General features: G+C 28.4%; 16 protein-coding genes. 14 read left to right on the top strand and 2 right to left on the bottom strand.

The window, feature by feature from the left end:
• The first annotated feature begins 281 nt into the window (after window positions 1-281).
• From DIC82_17765 to DIC82_17755, 3 genes are all read left to right on the top strand, one after another.
• Window positions 282-1,568 (top strand): glycoside hydrolase, encoded by a 1,287-nt coding sequence (locus tag DIC82_17765; GenBank protein ID AWK52729.1) that lies wholly within the window; start codon window positions 282-284, stop codon window positions 1,566-1,568.
• 93 nt (window positions 1,569-1,661) lie between these two features.
• Entirely contained in the window at window positions 1,662-4,187 is a 2,526-nt protein-coding gene (locus tag DIC82_17760; protein ID AWK52728.1) for a pyridine nucleotide-disulfide oxidoreductase, read from the top strand.
• A gap of 166 nt (window positions 4,188-4,353) precedes the next feature.
• A complete protein-coding gene (locus DIC82_17755; protein ID AWK52727.1) occupies window positions 4,354-4,893 on the top strand; it encodes a nitroreductase in 540 nt (179 codons plus the stop codon).
• A 170-nt stretch (window positions 4,894-5,063) separates the two neighbouring features.
• Here DIC82_17755 and DIC82_17750 read toward each other — a convergent pair whose 3' ends face one another.
• Window positions 5,064-7,067, bottom strand: coding sequence for a potassium transporter Kup (locus DIC82_17750; protein ID AWK52726.1), 2,004 nt, complete (start codon window positions 7,065-7,067; stop codon window positions 5,064-5,066).
• A 631-nt stretch (window positions 7,068-7,698) separates the two neighbouring features.
• Between DIC82_17750 and DIC82_17745 the strand changes: the two genes are divergently transcribed.
• The 4 genes from DIC82_17745 (at window position 7,699) to DIC82_17730 (ending at window position 12,710) form a co-directional block, all read left to right on the top strand.
• On the top strand, window positions 7,699-9,096 hold the full coding sequence (locus tag DIC82_17745; protein AWK52725.1) for an AMMECR1 domain-containing protein: 1,398 nt from the start codon (window positions 7,699-7,701) through the stop codon (window positions 9,094-9,096).
• Between the two features lie 87 nt (window positions 9,097-9,183).
• The gene (gene amrS, locus DIC82_17740) at window positions 9,184-10,170 is read left to right on the top strand and encodes an AmmeMemoRadiSam system radical SAM enzyme (protein AWK53125.1); all 987 of its coding nucleotides are present in this window, start codon (window positions 9,184-9,186) and stop codon (window positions 10,168-10,170) included.
• A gap of 308 nt (window positions 10,171-10,478) precedes the next feature.
• Entirely contained in the window at window positions 10,479-11,480 is a 1,002-nt protein-coding gene (locus DIC82_17735) for a hypothetical protein (GenBank protein AWK52724.1), read from the top strand.
• A 129-nt stretch (window positions 11,481-11,609) separates the two neighbouring features.
• Window positions 11,610-12,710 (top strand): IS4 family transposase, encoded by a 1,101-nt coding sequence (locus DIC82_17730; protein AWK52723.1) that lies wholly within the window; start codon window positions 11,610-11,612, stop codon window positions 12,708-12,710.
• Between the two features lie 197 nt (window positions 12,711-12,907).
• On the opposite strand, the gene DIC82_17725 is transcribed toward DIC82_17730, so the two are convergent.
• Window positions 12,908-13,225, bottom strand: coding sequence for a hypothetical protein (locus DIC82_17725; protein AWK52722.1), 318 nt, complete (start codon window positions 13,223-13,225; stop codon window positions 12,908-12,910).
• A 137-nt stretch (window positions 13,226-13,362) separates the two neighbouring features.
• Between DIC82_17725 and DIC82_17720 the strand changes: the two genes are divergently transcribed.
• From DIC82_17720 to DIC82_17690, 7 genes are all read left to right on the top strand, one after another.
• Window positions 13,363-13,935 carry an N-acetyltransferase gene (locus DIC82_17720; protein ID AWK52721.1) on the top strand — a complete coding sequence of 191 codons (573 nt, stop codon included), beginning with the start codon at window positions 13,363-13,365 and terminating at the stop codon, window positions 13,933-13,935.
• On the top strand, window positions 13,926-14,330 hold the full coding sequence (locus DIC82_17715) for a glyoxalase (protein AWK52720.1): 405 nt from the start codon (window positions 13,926-13,928) through the stop codon (window positions 14,328-14,330). The genes DIC82_17720 and DIC82_17715 overlap by 10 nt, the downstream gene beginning before the upstream one ends.
• 372 nt (window positions 14,331-14,702) lie before the next feature.
• Window positions 14,703-16,475 carry a GGDEF domain-containing protein gene (locus DIC82_17710; GenBank protein AWK52719.1) on the top strand — a complete coding sequence of 591 codons (1,773 nt, stop codon included), beginning with the start codon at window positions 14,703-14,705 and terminating at the stop codon, window positions 16,473-16,475.
• A gap of 6 nt (window positions 16,476-16,481) precedes the next feature.
• The gene (cobJ, locus tag DIC82_17705) at window positions 16,482-17,210 is read left to right on the top strand and encodes a precorrin-3B C(17)-methyltransferase (GenBank protein ID AWK52718.1); all 729 of its coding nucleotides are present in this window, start codon (window positions 16,482-16,484) and stop codon (window positions 17,208-17,210) included.
• Between the two features lie 83 nt (window positions 17,211-17,293).
• A complete protein-coding gene (locus tag DIC82_17700; protein ID AWK52717.1) occupies window positions 17,294-18,073 on the top strand; it encodes a cobalt-precorrin-6A reductase in 780 nt (259 codons plus the stop codon).
• 327 nt (window positions 18,074-18,400) lie between these two features.
• A complete protein-coding gene (gene cobT / locus DIC82_17695) occupies window positions 18,401-19,495 on the top strand; it encodes a nicotinate-nucleotide--dimethylbenzimidazole phosphoribosyltransferase (GenBank protein AWK53124.1) in 1,095 nt (364 codons plus the stop codon).
• Window positions 19,496-19,617: 122 nt separating this feature from the next.
• Window positions 19,618-20,148: a cob(I)yrinic acid a,c-diamide adenosyltransferase gene (locus DIC82_17690; GenBank protein AWK52716.1), complete on the top strand. Its 531-nt coding sequence runs from the start codon at window positions 19,618-19,620 to the stop codon at window positions 20,146-20,148.
• The last annotated feature ends 7 nt before the right edge of the window (window positions 20,149-20,155 follow it).

Below are 20,155 nucleotides of genomic sequence, written 5' to 3'. Positions count from 1 at the left end.
TACACTAAGTGATAATATACTAGATTTTTAAGCCATGTCTATTTAAGAGGTTGCAGCTTTAAATTTACTGTTTTTTTACTAAAGTAATAAATTGGCTTTCTTTAAGACATTTTTGATTAGGCAAAGAATGCTGTGAAAAAAGTCATATATATATAGATATAAATCAGAAAAATGTAATATTTCAGCATATATACGGATTGTTGGTAACTACTAAAAATGCTATAATAATATAATAACAGGGAATAATAAAGGGGGACAGGGTTTTAAAAAACCAAACACATATGAAAAATAAAGTTTTAGCTACTATGTTAGCAATTATAATAATGATATGTACTTCAATGCCAGTACTAGCGGCTCCTAATGAAACACAGTTAAATGATTCAAGACAGAAGTATGCAGAAATTGAAAACAAAATAAGAGATATTGAAAAAAAGATTTATGATTTGGATACACAAATAGAACCACTTCAATTAACTGTAGATAAAAATAAAAGAGAAATAGAAAACATTAATAAGATAGTTGAAAATACTAAAAAAGACATCGAACAGTGTAAAAAAGAAATTAATGAGTTAGATTTGGCATTAGGACAAAGGGTTAAAGCAATGTATACATCCGGAGATTTAGAATTCAATTATATAAATTTTGTACTTGAAGCAGAATCCACGAGTGAACTTTTTTCCAGAGTAGAAGCAGTAACTAAAATTGTGGGAAAAGATAAATTATCCATAGAGAATATTGAGAATAAAAAAGGGGAATTAAATAGTAAAATAAAGTCTTTACAAGATAAGAAAGCTGAAATAGATAAACTAAATAAAGAAGTAAAAGACACTTTAACTGAATTAGATAAAAAGAAGAAAGATCAAGTAGTTTTAGCAAATCAGGCTAAGGTAGAAAAAAGTAAATTTGATTCAGAATATTTATCACAATTGGAAAGAGAAGCTGTAAAGACTCAATTTGATGTTATAGATAATACTAATAGTTCATCTTCAGAAATTCAAGGAGCAATTAATCAATTAATAAGTATTAGAAATAATCAAATTAAGAGCCCAATTGTTACAAATGAAATTAATGAAAAAGTAGAAAAAGCAAAAGTAGTAGCAAATCAAAAGAAAGTATCAGAGGAAAAAGAAGCTATAAAACGTGAAAAAGAAGCACAAACAAAGGTAGCAGCAGCAAATACAAAATCAAGCAACAAAAAAACAAATTCATCGGTAGCTGCGCCATCATCAGGAAATGCTCAAGCAATCCTAAATGAAGCATATGCACAATTAGGAAAACCTTATGTATGGGGGGCAACAGGCACAGATAGTTTTGATTGCTCAGGATTTACGCAATATGTGTATGAACATGCTGCAGGAATAGATATATCAAGGACAACATACACTCAAATAAATGAGGGACAGTCAGTTAGTCAAGATCAACTTAAGCCAGGAGATTTAGTATTTCCACATACAGGTCATGTTGGTATATATGTTGGAAATGGACAAATGATTCATGCACCACAAACAGGAGATGTAATTAAAGTAGGACCAGTATATGATTTTTATGCAGCAAGAAGAATAATGTAGTATTAAATTTAAATAAGTTTTTAAAAGAATTTTGCTTGTCTCTAGCAAAAGAGATATAATTTTTACATATATTATGAAAAGGAGAATTATTAGATGAATGCGTTGGAATTGAAAAAGAATTTTTACTGGACAGGAGTATTAGACCCGGAGTTAAAAGTATTTGATATTGTTATGGAAACGGAATTTGGGACTTCATATAATTCTTATATACTGAAAACAAGTGAAAAGACAGTATTATTTGAAACAGCAAAAGCTAAATTTTTTGATGATTATTTAGAAACATTAAATAAACTTGTTAATATAAGTGAAATTGATTATATTGTAGTAAATCATACAGAACCAGATCATGCAGGTAGTATAGAAAAGCTTATTGAAATAAATCCCAATATTAAAATTGTTGGAACTGGAGTGGCTATAGGATTTTTAAAGAATATCGTAAATCATGATTTTTATAGTATAGCAGTAAAAGAAAATGACACTTTAGATTTAGGTGATAAAACTTTACGTTTTATGTCTCTTCCAAATTTACATTGGCCTGATACAATGTATACATATATAGAAGAAGATAAAACTTTGCTTACTTGCGACTCTTTTGGATCACATTATAGTTTTGATGAAGTTTTATTAAGTAAGGTTACAGATAACGAAGGTTATTTAAGAGCTAAGAAATATTATTTTGATAATATTATTGGACCATTTAAGCCATTTATGGTAAAAGCATTAAATAGAATTAAAGATTTAGATATTGATATGATTTGTACAGGACATGGTCCAGTTATTGATTGTAGAATAGAAGAAATTAAAGAACTTAATGCTAAATGGTGTAAAGTAGTTAATCCAAATCCAAGAAAAACAGTAATTATACCATATGTAAGCGCTTATGGTTATACAAAAGAATTGGCAGGTGAAATAGCTAAAGGAATTAAATCTAGTGGAGATATAGATGTAAGAGATTATGATTTATTAGAAGTAGATAAAAGTAAGGTTTTAGAAGAATTAGGATATGCAGATGGGATTCTTTTTGGTACGCCTACAATCGTTGGTGAAGCATTAGAACCAATTTGGGATTTGACTATATCAATTTTTGCAAAAACTCATGGAGGAAAACTTGCTAGTGCTTTTGGAAGCTATGGATGGAGCGGAGAAGGAGTTCCTCATATTATAGAAAGATTAAAACAACTTAATATGAAAGTTGTCGATGGGTTACGTATTAAATTTAAACCAAGTGATAGTGATTTAAGCGAAGCTTATGACTACGGTTATAATTTTGGATGCATTCTACAAAACAAAGAAAATCCAAAGAAAAAATCAGCTAAGAGAACATTAGTTAAATGCTTAGTTTGTGGAGAAATATTTGATTCTAGCCTTGAAATTTGTCCGGTTTGTGGTGTAGGTAAAGAAAACTTTATAACAGTTGAAGTTGATGAAAATGAATATAAGAAAAATACAAATGAAATTTATTTAATTCTTGGAAATGGTGCAGCAGGTATAAGTGCAGCAACAGCTATAAGAGAAAGAAATGAAACTTGCGCTATAGTTTTGGCTTCAAATGAGAGTATACTAGGATACAATCGTCCAATGTTAACAAAGTCAATGATAGCTAAGTTTAATTCAAATCAAATTGCAATTCATGATGAAGCTTGGTACAAAGAAAAGAATATAACAAATGTACTTGATAGAGAAGTAATTAAGATTGATGTAAAAGAGAAAGAAGTTATTTTCGAAGATGGAATTAAGCTTAAATATGATAAATGTATTTATGCTTTAGGTTCTGAATGTTTTGTTCCTCCGATTTTAGGTGTTGATAAAGAAGAAGTTATAGCAATTCGTCGTATTTCTGATACTGACAAAGTTATTCAATTACTACCAAAAGTAAAAAATGCTGTTGTAATTGGTGGTGGAGTTCTTGGGCTTGAAGCTGCATGGGAATTAAGCAAAGCAAAATGTAAAGTTACTGTATTAGAAATTGAGGATAAATTAATGGGACGTCAGTTAGATACTGAAGGCGGAAAATTCTTAGAAGAAATAATTAAAGGTGAAGGAATTGATGTAAGATTAAATTCTAAGATTGATGAAATAGAAGGCACAGATTCAGTTACTGGTGTAAGAATTAATGAAAGCGAAGTTATTAAAGCAGATCTTGTTATTATATCTTGTGGAATTTCTGCTAATTCTAAAATAGCAAAAGAAGCAGGAATTAATGCTAATAGAGCTATTATTGTAAATGAAAAAATGGAAACTAATATTTCAGATATTTATGCATGTGGAGATTGTGCAGAATATAATGGAATAAATTATGGTATTTGGCCACAAAGTATAGAAATGGGTAAAGTAGCTGGAGCCAATGCAACAGGGGATTCATTAATTTATGAAACTGTAGATGCCGCTTTAACATTTAATGGTATGAATACTTCATTATACTCAATTGGAGATAATGGAAAGAAGCCTAATGTTCAATATAAAACAGTAGAATTTAAAGATCCAGTTAAAAGGACATATACAAAATACTATTTTGCAAACAATCGTCTATGTGGTGCTATATTAATTGGCGATACTAGTGATATTGTTAAAGTGACACAAGATGTAAAAGAAAATAAATTATTTAAACAAATGTTTTAGTAGAAACTGATAAGAAACATTAAAAATAAGGCTAGAAAGTTTTTAATCATTTTCTAGCCTTATTTTTTAATTGTATATGAAAAGCTAATCCCATTTATATAATAATTTATGAGAATTTTGAAAAACGAAAATTAATTATAATTATATATATTGGAGGAAAAATATTATGATTAAAGCAATTGAAAAACGAAGAAGTATAAGAAAATATATTAATAAGGAAGTTGAAGAAGAAAAATTAGCGCAAATACTTGAAAGTGGTAGACTTGCACCATCAGGGAGTAATACACAACCATGGCAATTTATCGTGATAAAATCTAAGGGAAACAGAGAGAGGGTATCAAAGGTATCACATAATCAAAAATGGATGTCTACTGCACCTGTACACATTGCATGTGTGGCAGATGTACGCTCAAGAATAGATGAAAATATAGAAATTTGTATAAATGAAAATAGCAAAGAAGAAGAAATAAAACAAGTAATTAGGGATACTGCTATTGCAGTGGAACATATGTCACTTACAGCTACTGAATTGGGGTTAGGTACTTGCTGGGTTGCGTGGTTTACTCAAGCTGAAATTAGACCAGTATTAAATGTACCAAATGATAAATATGTACTTTGTGTTTTGACTATAGGATATGCAGATGAAGATCCAAAGCCTCGTCCAAGAAAAAAACTTGAAGATATAGTGCATTATGAACAATGGTAAAAAAATAAATAATTTACTCAATAAGCAATAGAAGCTTTTTACAATGACTAAAAGGGGTATTCTTCATTATGAAGAATACCCCTTTTAATTCAAATATATCAAAATCAAAATTCAAATACAACAGTTCAGTGAACAGTGATTTTTAATGAGAAGTCCACGGAAAAACTAAGCTATTTTGAAATTCTTTTTAAAGTGGTATGACAATTTTCGCCTAGAAATAGTGGGACATTTTCAATATCAACATCACTAGTATCAAGTCCAAACCATCTTGATGGAGAAACAGTAAACTTTTTTATAAATAATTTAGATTTAAGTATAAATGATTCCCAAAGAGTTAATTCTGATTCATGTGAAAGTTGTTCTTGAATTAAAATAAAACGAAAATCACCAACTTTTCGGTCAGGCATTGTGGTATAGCTTCTATATTGAACTTTTATGTCTCCACTTTCAACTAACTCAGTTGAAATTTGACGTAAAAAAACATTTAATTTTTGATCTACTCGGAATCCAAGCTTTAATTGAACTTTTACAATGTAGAATGTTCCCAAAGTGTCTATTGTATATTCCGCTTGATAAGGTTCATCAGTAACAACAATATTAACGAACCAATAAACATCTGCTTTCTTAGGTCTTTTATCTAAGATAGAGTACATTATTTTTCTTTCAATTTGTTCAGGTTCTCGACAAGTGGTTAAACATACAAGATTTGTTGTATATTTAGGTCGATCATTATCTAGACGTAAGTTATTTAGTTGGTCCTTATAATTTGAAATTGGAACATTTTCCAATAAACGCATTTTAATATAGTAACCGTTGATCCAAATATACATAATAATAAAAATTGCTAAAGCAATCAAGACAGCTACAAAGCCTCCATGCATAAATTTAACAATGCTTGCAATAAAGAAGCAAAATTCAAAAATAGAAAAGAAAATAAGCATACTTAAAGAAATAACAAATGGAACTTTCTTCTTCAATAAATAGTTAAATAAGAGAATAGTTGTCATTAACATAGTAACTGTAATTGCTAGTCCATAGGCTGCTTCCATATGTGCAGAATTTCTGAAGTAAAGAACAATTCCAATACAAGCAATCCATAAAATGCTATTTACTGTCGGTATATAGAGCTGTCCTTTGGAACTAGATGGATACACAGTATGCAATCTAGGAAATAAATTCAATTTAATTGCTTCAGAAACAAGTGTAAATGATCCTGAAATCAAGGCTTGAGAAGCAATAATTGCAGCAGCTGTTGAAAGTATTATAGCAAAAATCAAAAAGTTGTGCGGAATCATTTGGAAAAAAGGATTTAAGTCTTTTTCATTTAAAAACATAGGATTTTTTTTAGCTGCCAATATCCAAGCTCCTTGACCAAAATAATTTAACAATAAACATATCTTAACAAAAGGCCAAGAGGCATAAATATTCTTTTTACCAACATGACCAAGGTCTGAGTAAAGAGCTTCAGCACCTGTTGATGATAAAAATACACCTCCAAGAATAAAGAATCCTAATTTATTTTCACTACTAAAAAGAATATTAATTGCATAGTGTGGAGAAAGTGCACGAAGTAATGTCCAATCATGAGAAATATTAATAATTCCAAAGACTGCTAATGAACAAAACCATAAAAGCATAACAGGACCAAACACTTTTCCAATAAAATCAGTTCCAAAATGTTGAATAAAAAAAAGAATAGTTATTATTGATATTACAATTGTAATAATAATATTTTGATTGCTTCCCAAAATAACATTAAAACGTGGAATTATCTCTAATCCTTCAATTGCTGAAGTTACAGTTACAGCAGGTGTTAACATTCCATCAGCAAGTAATGCAGATCCACCAATCATAGCTGGAATAATAAGCCACTTTCCACGACGGCGAACTAAAGCAAAAAGAGAAAAAATTCCGCCTTCACCTTTATTATCTGCCCTTAAAGTGATAAGAACATATTTTATTGTTGTTAAAATTGTAATCGTCCAAAAAACTAGGGATAATGATCCAAGGACAAAATTTTCAGATATGTTTGCTAAACCACCATTACCCATTATAATTGATTTCATTACATAAAGTGGTGAAGTTCCGATATCTCCATAAACTATCCCTAGTGTCACTAAGATTCCTCCTAAGGACATTTTAGTACAAGCATTTTGCTTATTAATAGATTTCATAATTAGTCTTCCTTTACATTAAATATATTTATATTAGTATTTGTTTATATTAGTATTTGTTTATTCTTAAAATAATATCTATGTTAATATCATTTAAAATAAATCAAATTATTTTTAAACAATAGAATGATTATATTACATAATAGCGCTGTTGTATATTATATATTAAAACTAATTAATTAGTAATAAAAATGTAGAAAAAGAGTTGAAAGTTGAATAGCAATTAACAATAAATTACAAAACAAGCTAATAAGTTACAACATGTTTAAGAAATATAGAGAATTAGAAGTAGCAATTCTCTTGAGATAGTAATGTATATTTGATTTGTTATTTTAAAAATATCTCTTAATACTAATAAAATATAACTTGATTTGAGATACTATAATTAAGCATATTTGATTTGGTGTTTTTTTTGATATTTATATTAAATATTATAATTTGAGGAGGATTTTGTGATGAGTATAAAAGGTAATGGAAATAAATTTCGTAATCTAATGAGGGTAGGTAATTTTACTAAACATGCAATAGAAGACTTTGAACAAAATATAGTGAATCAAAAAGATTATTTAGAAAAAGTTAAAGATAATGAGAAATCTAGAGATATAGAATAAGTTGATTAAGAGGTGTAGTAATGGAAAATATATTAGGATATTATTTAATGCCACATCCACCAATTATTATTCCAGACATAGGCAAAGGTGAAGAGAAAAAAATAGAAGCAACAAGTTTGGCGTGTAATGAAATAGGAAGAGAAATAGCCGATATTAAGCCGGATACAATAATAATTATAACTCCACATGCAGCAATGTTTTCTGATGCTATAGCTATATCAAACGAAGAGATAATCTCTGGGGATTTAAGCCAATTTAGATGCACTAATATAAAGATGAACATTCCCATAGATAGGCAGTTTAATATTAAGTTAGGAACAGTTTGTCATTTAGAAGGAATACCTTCAGTTCTTGTGAATTCAGATTTTTTAGATAACTATAATGTTACCTATGAATTAGATCATGGTACAATGATTCCCTTATATTTTGTTAACCAATATTATAATGACTATAAGTTAGTTCATATTACTTATTCTATGATAGGTGATATAAACTTATATAAATTTGGTATGCAAGTAAAAAAAGTAGCAGAAGAATTAAATAGAAAAGCTGTAATAATAGCTAGTGGAGACTTGTCTCATAAACTTAAAGATGAAGAATCATATTCTTATTCACCATATGGAGAAAAATTTGACCATGAACTTTTAAAAAATCTTGAAGAGGGCAATGTTCTTAAAGTTTTTAATATGAATAAAACTATGATTGAAGAAGCAGGACAATGTGGATTAAATTCTGTTTATATACTTCTTGGAGTTATGGAAGGCAATGAGGTAAAGGGAGAACTTTTATCTTATGAAGGACCTTTTGGAGTAGGTTATGGAGTAATGAAGCTTAAAAAACAAGAAGAAAATAAAAGTAATTTAGATTCCTTAATAAAATATAAAGAAGACCAATTCAAGAAAAAATTAAATAGCAATAATCCATATGTAAAGCTTGCTAGAGCAAATTTAAATCATTATTTTAGATACGGAAAAGAAATATCTAATTTACCTAGTGAACTTTTAGTTGAAAGACATGGTGTTTTTGTATCTTTAAAAAAATTTGGTCATCTTAGAGGCTGCATAGGAACAATAATACCTACAACTAATTCTGTAGGAGAAGAGATAATAAGAAATTCCATAGAAGCAGCAATTCATGATCCAAGATTTCCGGCAGTGATGGAAAATGAAATGGAGGATATTGATATATCTGTAGATGTGCTTATGGATTCAGTACAATGCAAAAAGGAAGAACTAAATCCTAAAAAATATGGAGTTATTGTATTGTGCAATGGAAGACGTGGATTGTTGTTACCAGATCTTGAAGGCGTAGATACTGTAGAGGAACAATTAAGTATTGCTTGTGATAAGGCTAATATAGATTTTGACGAAGACTATGACATAGAAAGATTTGAAGTTATAAGATATAAGGAAGATTAATACATTATATGCAATATAAAATAGTATGTTATGAATATTCATAGGTGTATTTGAGCATGTACTAGATATTAAAAGGAGGTGAGCATTATAGATGCAAAAATACCATTTTATGAAGAACTAAAAGACAATATTAGATGCTGGGTATGTCCTCATAATTGCATATTAGATGAAGGGAAATTTGGAATATGTAGAGTTAGAACATTAAAGTCTAATTTACCTGTTGCTATAAATTATGGAGAAATTACTTCAATGGGAGTTGACCCTATAGAAAAGAAACCCTTATATCACTTTAAACCATCAAAGGACATTTTATCAATTGGCAGCTTTGGCTGTAATATGACTTGTAGCTTTTGTCAAAACTATGAAATATCTCAAGGCAGACCAGAAACACAATATATGAGTATAGAAAAGTTGATTGAAATAATCCCATCAATAGAGAACAATGCAGGAGTTGCTTTTACTTATAATGAACCTCTTATGTGGTATGAGTATATTTATGATGCAGCTAAAGATATAAAAGAAAATAATCCTGATACAAGTGTAGTAGTAGTGACTAATGGTTATATTAATGAAGAACCACTTTTAAAGCTTCTTCCTTATGTTGATGCTATGAATATTGATTTAAAGGGATATACAAATAGATATTATAATAAAATTTGTGGTGCAAAATTAGAACCAGTTTTAGAAACCATAAAAATAGCTAATAAGCATTGCCATATAGAACTAACAACACTGCTTGTTAGTGATGAAAATGATTCTCTAGAAGAAGTAAGAGAAATAGCTAAGTTTATAGCTAGTATTAATGTAAATATACCTCTTCACTTAAGTAGATATTTTCCTAGATATAAGATGGAGAATGCTGCAACCCAAATAGAAAAGATAACTGAAGCTCAAAATGAAGCAAAGAAGTATTTAAAATATGTATATGTAGGAAATGTAGAAGGGGTAGATAATAATACCTATTGCCCAAAGTGTAATGAATTACTTATTAAAAGAAATGGATATAATACACAAGTACTTATTAAGGAAAACAAATGTAAAAAATGTGGTGAAGAGATAAATATACACCTTTAAAAATATAAGCACCTATAAAAAAAGCGCGAAGCACGACCAAAATCTTTCAGCAGATAAAAAATGCAAAACACAACGACGAACTTATTAATCACAACCAATATCATTACGCCTATAAAGGAATAATTAGGAGGCTACTTATTTTCGAATACAAGCAAGAAGACTCCGCTGAACTAATAGAATAAGTTAAAGTTTGCAGGAGGCATTAAATTAAACTCCTGCTTTATTATATATTCTAAAAAATTGTATTAAAATGGGAAAAAGGCTATAATATACTTAATAATTAAATTCAAAGGAGAATTAAGGCGCTTATGAAAAAAAATAAAAATTGGATTTCAGAGTTGCAAAGTTTTAGTGGACTAGCTATTATATTTGTAGTTCTTATTCATGCTACATCATATTATCTATTAAGTGTGTTAAAGAAGACGTCATTTGAAGAAGTGGATTTTGCAACTAGGTTAGTAGATAACCTTATTCATGGAGCAGTACCTATGTTTATATTTATAGCTGGTTATAAATATGCTTTAAATAATATAAATAAACCATACAAAGAATATGCAATAAGTAGAACCAATAAAGTTATTAAGCCATTTTTAATTATAAGTATGATATTTTTTATTAAAGACATAATATTTAATCTAGAAAGTTTAAATATTAGAAATTCAGCCATAAGTTTTTTTAGAATATTCATAGGTTATAATATAGCATATCAATTATGGTATGTACCTATGTATCTTTTAATAGCATTAACATATCCGATAATACATAGATTAATTAAAAGTGAAAAAATCAAACTAATATTTATTGCAGGAATAGTAATTACTCAATACTCATTGTCTTGGTATAGTGAATTACTAGCTAGTCATCCATTTGATTATATATATTATTATTTATTTTTTTATATGGGTTTAACTTTTCACAAGTATGACATAAAAAGCAAATTTAAAAAGTGGGATATTAAAATAATAGTTACATATTTAATATTGGTCTTAATAATAACATTGAATCCAGTAAATGAACTGAATGGACCTTTAAGGAGATTTGTATTATGGCCTATATCTGTAATTGCATATTATTTTTTTGCTGTAAGAGTAAAAGAAAATAGAATGTTACAATATTTAGGTAAGTATTCATTCTACATATTTTTATTACATGAACCAATATTTTGTACGAAGATATCATATGTTTTTAAATCAAGTGGGATTTACAATTCTGTAATTGAATCATTTATAATAGGGGCATTAACTATAGGAATTACAATTTTAATCTATAAAATAATACAAAAGACATTTATAAAAAAAATATTATTCTAATAAGTATAAATAAGCAATAAAAAGACACTGTTGAAAGTTTTAGTGTTGCATAAAGCAACAATTTTCAATGAATAATTATTGAGTATCAAGGACAACCTTCAATTATAAGAATGGAGGTTGTTTTTGATTATGGATAAACTTGCAAATAGAAGTGTGTTTAGAAAATTAATTAAACTTATTGATGGGAATATTGGAAGAAAATTAAGAAAAGCGAATAATGAATATAAATACTCAAAGTGTTATACAGGTCGGGATCATATTCTAACAATGTTGTTTTTACAAATCTCCGGCTGTGATGGCTTAAGAGATATTAATGCTAAATATAAAAATTCATCGAAGATAAGTAAGGATTTCAACATGCCAAGTTATTCCCAAATATCTAGATTAAATAAGAGTAAGTCATCAGATTTATTTAGAAATGTTTTCGAAGAATTATTGGTAAAAGCTGATAAAGAAATGAATTCTTCAGTTAAAATAAAAAACTTTAAAGATATTAAAATAATAGATTCATCAGTAGTTAGTATAGGTAAGGGCTTAGCCCCTGAACTCTATTATGAAGATGAAAAATCTGCTATTAGAATTAGTACTCTTTTATCATTTGGAACTAAGTTACCTGATAAAATTAGCATCCGCCCTGCTAAAGTAGGAGAACGTAGTTGTATTGACGGCTATGTTAATTCGGATAAAAATATATATTTATTTGATAAGGGATATTTTAAGTACTCTTGGTATGATGAGATGAGTCATTATAATTATAAATTTATCACAAGACAACAAAGCAACTCTGTTACGGAGGAGTATTTATCCATTTATACTGGAGTAGATAATCTATATGATTATATTGTTACAATGGGGTCTGATTATAGTAAAAATAAAACTAAATATAAATATAGAGAGATTCTATATTTTACTAAGGACTCCGACGAAGAATTCCGTTTAGTTACTAACATATTCGATATGCCAGCTGAAGACATAGTATCTCTCTATAAAAAGCGTTGGGATATTGAGTTATTCTTTAAATGGATAAAACAACATCTGACCATTAAAAAATGGGTCGGAAGAACCCTTAACGCAATAACCATACAAATATATAGTGCCCTTATTATCTATATTTTATTACTTTTAATAAAATATAGATTTAAAAGTAATTTAAGCACTTTTGATGTACTCCGAAAGTTTCAGACTAATATATTAGAAAGATATGCTCTAAGGAATATTTTGTTACTGTGACTAATTATTAAAGTTAAAATTTTCTTGAAAAACCAAGGGGTATCTTTACAATATTTTATATACATAATATCACTTAAAAACATCTATATTACAATTTATAAAACTCCAACCAAATAAAATGTTATTGATTGGAGTTTCAAATATTATACTATAAATATTTTGTCTTTATGCAACATCAAAACTGTTGAAAGTGCCTTTTAAGCGATAAATATTTCACCATTCCCAACGATTACAATTCTGTAGTTAGGTTTGAGCGGGAGTAAAGCATATTTTGCTGATTCAGGATCTAATCGTATAGCTTGTATTATAAGTTGATTTTCATCAAAAAGGAGCAAGTTAACACTGTTGACATTAGAAACGTTTTGAACGCTATAAGTATTATCTTGTGAAAAATTAAAATCAGATGCTTTATAAACTCCTTCTTTAAAAACATTGATGGCAAATGCAGGTGTTGGATTAATTATATTAAATAATAAGCATATTAAAATTAATAATAACAGGGTAAATTTTTTCATTATACAACCACCTTTCAATTTTAGTGTTCTCGATTAAATAAAAAATATACAGAAGGTGTGATTTTTTTGAATTGTATTAAAGGATGAAAATAAAACAATTTGCCAAGTAGTTGTTGTTAAAATATTTGGAGGGTGTTATGGAGCTATTAGAAACGGAGAGGTTAATCTTAAGAAGCTGGAATAGAAGTGATTACTTAGATTTATTTGAATATGCAAGTGATAATAGAGTTGGACCTAATGCAGGCTGGCCTATTCATAAAAATGAAGAGGAGAGTAAAGAAATCATTGAAAAGTTTATTGAAAATAATGATTCTTATGCAATTGTATTGAAATCTGAAAGTAAAGTAATTGGTGGAATTGGAATGCACAAGAGAATTCCAGATGAAAAACTTAAACACCTAAATCAAAGAGAAATTGGGTATGTATTAAATCCTAAATATTGGGGAAATGAATATATTCCAGAGGCAGTAAGATTTCTATTAAAATATGGATTCGATAAAATGAACTTAGATTTAATTTGGTGTAATCATTATAATTTTAATTTTAAATCTAAGAGAGTAATTGAAAAATGTGGATTTAATTACAAGTTCAATAGAGAGATATCAGTGGAATTATTAAATAATAAATTAGTTAATGAGCTATTTTATAACATATTGAAAAATGAATATTATTCAGATTTAAATAAAAATAGGAGGACATTATGGGAATAAAAATGATACATCATGTATGTATTCAAACTAATAATTATAAAGAATCTCTTGAATTTTATACTAAGATTTTGGGGTTTAATATTATACAAGAAACAAAGAATTTTCATAATAGAAATTTTAATACATGGTTAAAATTAGGCACATTTATGATTGAACTGCAAACTGGAAAAAAGGAAGATAAGTTAAATAATTGGGATAAATTAAATGAAGGAATAGTCCATATGTGTTTTTTAGTAGATAATTTAGAAGAAGAATTTGATAGAATAAAAGAACTCGGTTATAACAATTTTAAACTTAAAAATGGAGAAGCACTGTATAGAATTGAAAACAGTTATTTATTTAAAATAAAAGCCCCAGAAGGTACTGAAATTGAAATGCGAGATAGAGAAATATAATTGAATAAAGTAAAGTATCCGATTGTATTTTAAATGTGAATATGAGAATAAGATTGATAATTTTAATTGTGTTTCGTCAATTAAAATTAATTATAAAAATAAAATAATTAAGCTTTGAGAATATCAATCTAAATCAAATCTGCAGTATTTTATTATTGTGCTTTTAAATTTAATGTTTGTAGGAATTCATCTGGTTTCATTTAAGGCATATGAAAGAAAATAACAAGTCCAAAATGCGATGTAGATTGACTTGTTATTTTTTTAATTAGGCCCAAAGTTAACTTTAAATGAAACTAGACTATATGTTATAATCAATAATGTAAAATAAAATTTAAATTATTGAAATAATGAACTGTTAGGGGAAATAGAGATATGAACTATGAAATATTTCAATTATTAATAGAAAATATTCCACAACCTATATGGATAAAGGATTTGGAACTAAGATTTATATATGCAAATGATGAATATAAAAAAATACATAAAGGAAAAGTTAAAGACTTTATCGGGCTAAAAAATGAAGAGGTTTTTGATGACTCATTAGCTCAAGAATATAATAATCAATGTAATTCAGTTATAAAAAATTTGGAACCAAGAATTGAAGAAGGATATGTAGATGGAGTGTATAGGAAGTGTACTATATTCCCATTAATAGATACAGATGGTTGCATCAAAGCTATAGCAGGCATAGATACTAATATAGAAATTGTAAAAGAAAAAGATAAAGTGATAGAAGATCAGGAAAATATATTAAAAGTAATAGTAGATACATTGCCAGGAATGGTTTTTTATAAGGATATAGAAGGCAAATACATTTATACAAATGAAGAATATAGTGAGTTTCATAAAAAAAATGATGTACATGATTTGATAGGAAAGAATGATTTTGATATACAAGTTAGTAACGAGTTAGCGATTACATTTGTCAAACATGATCAAGAAATAATAAAAAATAAAAGGCCTATCTTCACAGATCTATTAATTAGTAATGAAGATGGGAAAAAAATATATCGCGAAGTAATAAAGAAACCTGTTATAGATAAAGATAAAAAAACGATTGGTATTGTTGGACTTGTTCTAGATGTTACTGAAAAAAAAGAAATCGAAGAAAGATTAAGATATTTAAGTTATACAGATATTTTGACAGGTGCATATAACAGAACTTACTTTGAAGAGAAGGCACAGGAACTTCTAGCAGAGGAATATCTTCCAGTTGGTGTAATTATGGGTGACGTTAATGGATTAAAAATAACAAATGATACAGTAGGTCATGTAGAAGGTGATAAATTATTACAGATAATAGTCAAAGTATTGAAGGATTCATGTAAAGAAGAGGATTTAGTTTTTAGAATTGGCGGAGATGAATTTGTGATACTAATTCCAAATACTAGTAAAGATGAATGTAAAATTATAATAAATAAAATTTTGGATAATTGTAAGGAATATAAGAATCAGCTAATTGATATAAGTATAGCACTCGGAACATCAGTAACTAGTAATTTAGAGAAGAGTGTATATGATATATTAAAGGAAGCAGAGGATAAAGTATATCGTCACAAATTGTTGCAACAAAACAGTATTAATAGTTCTATAATGTATTCATTAAAGATGGGGCTTGAAACTAAGAGCGTAGAGACAGAAGAACATACGGAAAGAGTATTAGAAAATGCAATTTCTATAGGTGAAAAATTATCTTTATCAATGTCTGAAATGGATGAATTATTAATAGTAGCTCATTTACATGATATAGGAAAGATTGGTATAAGTGAAGAAATATTACTTAAGCCTAGTAAATTAACTGATAAGGAATTTGAAACAATTAAAACTCATACAGAGAAAGGGTACAGGATAATAAAGGCATCTAATCAATTAGATAGTATTGCTAGAGGTGTTCTAACTCATCATGAAAGGTGGGATGGAAATGGATATCCTCTCAGGTTGAAAGGTGAAGAGATACCTTTAGTAGCTAGAATTGTAAGTGTGGCAGATTCTTATGATGTCATGACTCATGATAGAGTATACAAAAAGGCCATGAGCATGGAAGACGCAGTTGACGAACTAAAAATATGTTCCGGAAGACACTTTGACCCTGAGATAGTAAGCGTATTTATAGAATATTTGGAAGAAAATAAAAAGGATGGTTAAGTTTATATGGGAAAATTAAGAGTTATAGGAATAGGTCCTGGAAGTATAGAAAATATGAGTCTAAGGGCTTTAAAAGCAATTGAAGATAGTGATGTTATTGTGGGATATAATAAGTATATAGATATGATAAAAGAGTTAGTTAAAGATAAAGAATTATATTCAACAGGAATGAAAGGTGAAAAAACTAGATGTAAGGAAGCCTTAAGTTTATGTAAAGACAAAAATGTAGCATTAATAAGTACAGGAGATGCTGGGATTTATGGAATGGCAGGATTAATACTTGAACTTAGAGAAAATGAAGATGTTGAAATAATTCCAGGTATAACTGCATCAAGTGCAGCAGGGTCTGTCATTGGAGCGCCACTTATGCATGATAACTGCAATATTAGCTTAAGTGATCTTATGACACCTTATGAAGATATAAAAAAGAGGGTGAAATTAGCGGCTGAAGGAGATTTTATAATATCTTTATATAATCCAAAGAGTAAGGGGAGACCTGAATATTTAAGGGAATGTATAGATATAATAAAAGAATTCAGAGAAGATTCTACCCCAATAGCAGTGATAAGACATGCACTTCGAGAAGGTCAAAGCTATAAATTATTTACAATTGGAGATTTTGATACTGAAATAGTAGATATGATGTCAATTGTAATAGTTGGGAATTCAAAGAGTTACTATAAAGATGGAAAATTTATAACACCTAGAGGCTATGAAAATAAGAGAGAAAAATAGTTAGCCTCTTCAAAAAAAATATTTTATAAGTATGATTGTATAGTAGTAAAGTTATTTTTAGATAACTTAGGATTGGAGAGAATATGATTGGGTTTATTCTAGGAACTTCAGAAGGACGAAAAATTTTGTCTTTAATAAATAAATATACACATGAGATTGCAGTTACAACAGCTACAATTTATGGTGGTGAGTTACTTAAAGAATTTAATATTAAAGTATTAAATACAAAACCTTTGAATAAAGAAGAAATGTCAAATTGGATCAGAATTAATAAAATCGATGTTTTAGTTGATGCTTCCCATCCGTATGCACAGGAAGTTACTAAAACTGCGTCAGAATGCGCAAATGATCTTAAAATTCAATATGTGAGATATGAAAGACAAGGGATACTAGAAAATATTACGGATGAAGATATTATAAGAGTAAAAAATTATGATGAAGCTATTGAGATTATAAAAAGAATAGATGGAAATATCTTAAATACTACAGGTGGAAATAATGTTTCTAAGTTTTTGAAATTAGATTTTAAATATAGAGTTATACATAGAATTTTACCATCTCCTAAAGTTTTGACAAAGATAGTAGAAGCGGGACTTAGTATTAAAGATATTATCGCACTTCAAGGGCCCATATCTTATGAACTTGAAAAAGCTTTTATAAATCAATATGATGTTAAAGCAATTTTAACTAAAGATAGTGGACTTGAAGGTGGAGTGTTAGAAAAACTTAAGGCTGCTCGTGAATGTAAAATTAAATTAATAGTAATAGAAAGACCAAAATTTACAGGGGATTTGATATTTTATAATGAAGAAGAATTAGTTGAATATTTAATAAGTGAATATAATTTAAAGCAACTTAAATAGAGTGCTTTTTTTATGTTGATATTATTATATGGGGAGGAAAACCATGAAAAGACTATTAACAAAAGAAAATGCTATTGTATCACCAGTTCGTTGTAAATGGGAACCAGCAAAATAATTTTTTTGTTAAAAATTCTCTTGATAAATAAGTTGGAAAATATAAAAAGCAATGAAAAAAGAAGCCGTCCTGCAATTAAATGGAAGGCTTCTCTTAATTTTTACTTGATTTACATTAAGGGTAGTAATTATTTTTTAGTAGCTTTTAATCATTGCTTAAAAAGTGGTAAAATGTATAGAGAAGAAAATGAAACATATTGGGGGATACATAAATTGAATTCTAATTTGAAGCAATTAAATAATATTATAAATGAAATAGAAGATGTAAATAAGGAAATAATAATAGAAGCAGATAGAAGAATGACTTCACTTGCAAAGCCATTAAAGAGTTTAGGAAAATTAGAAGAAATAGCAATAAAGCTTTCTGGTATTACAGGTCAGGTAAAGAACAAGATTACCAAAAAAGTCGTTATAATAATGTCTTCAGATAATGGTGTTGTTGAAGAAGGAGTTGCGTCAGCACCACAATCTGTGACATTAGCTCAAACTATCAATTTTACTAAAGGGCTAACGGGTGTTGCAGTTCTTTCAAAAGCAAATAATACAGAACTTATGGTTGTTGATGTTGGAATTAACTGTGATTTTAATCATCCAGATGTAATTAATAAAAAAATAAGAAAATCTACATATAATATGACTAAAGGTCCTGCTATGAGTTATGAAGAAGCTAGAAAAGCAATATTAATTGGAATTGAATGTGTCAAAGATGCAAAAAATTTAGGCTATGAAATCATTGGAGTTGGAGAAATGGGTATAGGAAATACTTCAACAAGCAGCGCGGTTTTATCATCTTTAACAGATATTAAAGTGGAAGATGTAGTAGGACGAGGCGGTGGAATTACAGACGAAACTTTCGAATGGAAAAAGGTAGTTATTAAGAAAGCTATAGAACTAAACAAACCAATTAAAGAAGATCCAATAGACGTAGTTTCTAAAGTTGGAGGATTTGATATAGCAGCTATGGCAGGAGTATTTTTAGGATCAGCTTATTATAAAATTCCAGTTGTTATAGATGGATTCATTTCGGTAGTTGCTGCACTTATTGCTTTTAGACTAAATCCAAAAACAAGAGAGTATATGTTTACTTCACATAGTTCAAGGGAATTAGGATTTAACGTGGTAATGAAAGAATTAGATTTAAGTCCAATTTTAAATTTAGATATGGCCCTTGGAGAAGGAAGTGGATGTCCATTAGCATTTTCGATAATTGACTCAGCATGTGCAATAATGAATAATATGGCAACTTTTGAAGAAGCAGAAATTAATGATAGTTATTTAGATGAACTTAAAGAAATGGATAATATGTAGACTTGGTGAATTATGTAATAAATTAATAGAGCTTTGACAATACTAGAATATTATAATATGGCTACTTTAAAGATAGGTAGTAATATGTTTTATGTCATTAAAACTAATAAAGGAGAGATTTTATGGAACTAGGACTTATTCATATTTATTGTGGAGATGGAAAAGGAAAGACTACAGCTGCAATGGGACTTGGAATGAGAGCTGTAGGTCGTAATAAGAAAGTTTTATTAACTCAATTTTTAAAGGATAATGAAACGGGTGAACTAAATTCTATTGAAAAACTTGGAGCAAACTTTGAAGTATTTAAAGGGATTCCAGTAAAGAAATTTTTTAAATTTATGAGCCCAGAAGAACAAATGGAGACTAGAAAAGAACATGAAGAGAGATTTGGGAAAGTTACTAAAAAAGCTATAGATGAAAATATTGATTTACTTATATTAGATGAAATAATTGCATCAACTAATCTGGAGTTAGTGCCTTTAGACAAAGTGGTAGAATTTCTTAAAAACAAGCCAAAAGAGTTAGAAGTAGTTTTAACAGGACGGAATCCTGATCAAAAATTAGTACAACTTGCAGATTATGTTTCTGAAATTAAGGCTGTGAAACATCCATATGAAAAAGGTATAAATTCAAGAATAGGTATAGAAAAGTAAGGGGCAC

The organism is Clostridium beijerinckii (genome assembly GCA_003129525.1).
Classification (GTDB): Bacteria; Bacillota; Clostridia; order Clostridiales; family Clostridiaceae; genus Clostridium; species Clostridium beijerinckii_D.
This window is presented reverse-complemented; position numbering and strand designations above follow the sequence as displayed.